2 protein-coding genes and 1 pseudogene are annotated in these 1794 nt (G+C 32.1%); 2 read left to right on the forward strand and 1 reads right to left on the reverse strand.

The annotated features are described in order from the left end of the window. Positions 1–189, forward strand: a 189-nt coding sequence (locus tag ACOYLT_RS11830) for a hypothetical protein (protein WP_422854038.1), incomplete at its 5' end; no start/stop codon positions are given. A gap of 210 nt (positions 190–399) precedes the next feature. Then, entirely contained in the window at positions 400–1254 is an 855-nt protein-coding gene (locus ACOYLT_RS11835) for a hypothetical protein (protein ID WP_422854039.1), read from the forward strand. Between the two features lie 322 nt (positions 1255–1576). Here the strand turns inward: ACOYLT_RS11835 and ACOYLT_RS11840 are convergent. Further along, positions 1577–1794, reverse strand: a pseudogene (locus tag ACOYLT_RS11840) (glycosyltransferase family 2 protein); the annotation flags it as partial.

Consider the following 1794-nt stretch of genomic DNA (forward strand, 5'->3'; position numbering starts at 1 on the left):
GATACGCTGAGTAGTTATCAGAAAGAAGTTGCCTATAAAAATTGGTTGCTCTCAGGAAATATCAACAAGCCGGTTTATTTTTCAGTTAAAATAAACGATCAATCTGTTTACGACTCTGTTCCTTCACTTACCAAGCTGTATGCGAAGAATGGCTTTGTTTTTTACCGGCGACTACCAATAGCACCCTGATACTATTATTGTTTGTGTTGATAAAAGGGAGATTTGAGAAATGACGATAAAAATTTAATTTGAAAAAAGGTTGCAAGTTTTTATTCCATCAAATGATTTAATAAAAACATTGAATGCTTTAGTGAGGAGATTTAAATGGACAATTCATCCAAGAGAATAAAGGAACAGCTAGGTGTTTTCTTTTTATAACATCTAAATAATTTTTTAATAATGAAAAAATTGATAGCCTTTTTGGCAGCAAATTTATTATTAACATGCATACTGCTATCCCAAAATAATAACAGTGCAACAGTAGTAATTATTGGAGTAAGACATACTGCGACGAGATTTGTGAATACAGATAGTTTGCTGCTCGTTTTGCAAAAAGTTAAACCAGATTTGATTCTTGACGAGATGCAGAGCCCATCAGGGTATTATACAAAAGAAAAAGAACTTCGTAAGTTTCGCGCATCTGTTCAGCTAAGAATTAAGCTTGGTATAGGAAAGAAACTTTCGCCAGAAAAAATGGTGTTATATAAATATCGAAAGATAGAGCCCAACATAATAATAAGACCATTTGATATCTACATTGAGAAAAGGAACAAATACATTCGAGTGGACAGTAGATGGGAAAGAAAATTCTTTAGCATAATTAATGATCCTAAATGTTCCAATACATTTTCTTCAAATCAAACTGATTTATTCTTAGAGTTCGTTCGGTTGAATAACTTCTTATATGATATAATTCAAAAAAGTTATTTTGATATGAATCAGCCTGATGTGCCTGATAGTCTTAGGAAAATGATGGCCGTTAGAGATCCTTTTATTATGTCTATAGTTGATTCTGTAGCAATTGCCGGTTCATTGAAACCCTATTATCAAAAAGAGAAAAATTTCTGGCGGGAGAGAAATGAAAAAATGGCCAGCAATATTATTGATTACATTCAAGAGTTTCCGGGTAAACGAATAGTGATATTGACAGGGTTACTACACAAGTATTTTTTACTGGATCTTTTAAATCAATCACACCAAAAAGACTTATTTAAGATTGTAGAGTTTTACGATCCCATTTTAGAGAAAAATTAGAAAAAAAACATCCCGGTAAAATAAATAGTCTTCTAGGTAAGCTTTTTTACCAGAAGCGAACTTACCTTCGTTTATTCCGGGTATGAAAACAATAGTAATATATTAAGGGTATTCCGAGCATAGTGCCTACCAATTTTCCTGATAAGACTTTATTTATCTGTTTAAGTTTCAGGTAAATAAAACTCTTAACAATGTAATAGTTTGTATTATGTCTGACAGTTAGAGTAATCCCCTTTTGATAGAGAAAATAAGGCTCCGAATGAAAAGTAGGCAAAATTACTTTTGTCAGTAAGGTCGTATAATTCTGCCAAAGCCGATACTATTATTGTTTGTGTTGATAAATGGGAGAATTATACAGGCCTAATTGTTTAAAAAAGTAGCCAAAAGATACTTTTAAAACACCAATTCCATAAGTAATACTGCGAGATAAGTTGATGCTGGAAGCTTCTTCAAAATATTTGGTAGGACAAGTAACTTCCCCAATTTCAAATCCTGCATCAAATATCTGTGCTACCATTTCATTATCAAAAACAAAATCAT

The organism is Flavobacterium sp., assembly GCF_049318185.1.
Taxonomy (GTDB): domain Bacteria; phylum Bacteroidota; class Bacteroidia; order Flavobacteriales; family Flavobacteriaceae; genus Flavobacterium.

Coding starts and splice junctions, on each gene's coding strand:
- ACOYLT_RS11835 (WP_422854039.1), top strand. CDS start 400: ATGAAAAAATTGATAGCCTTTTTGGCAGCAAATTTATTATTAACATGC.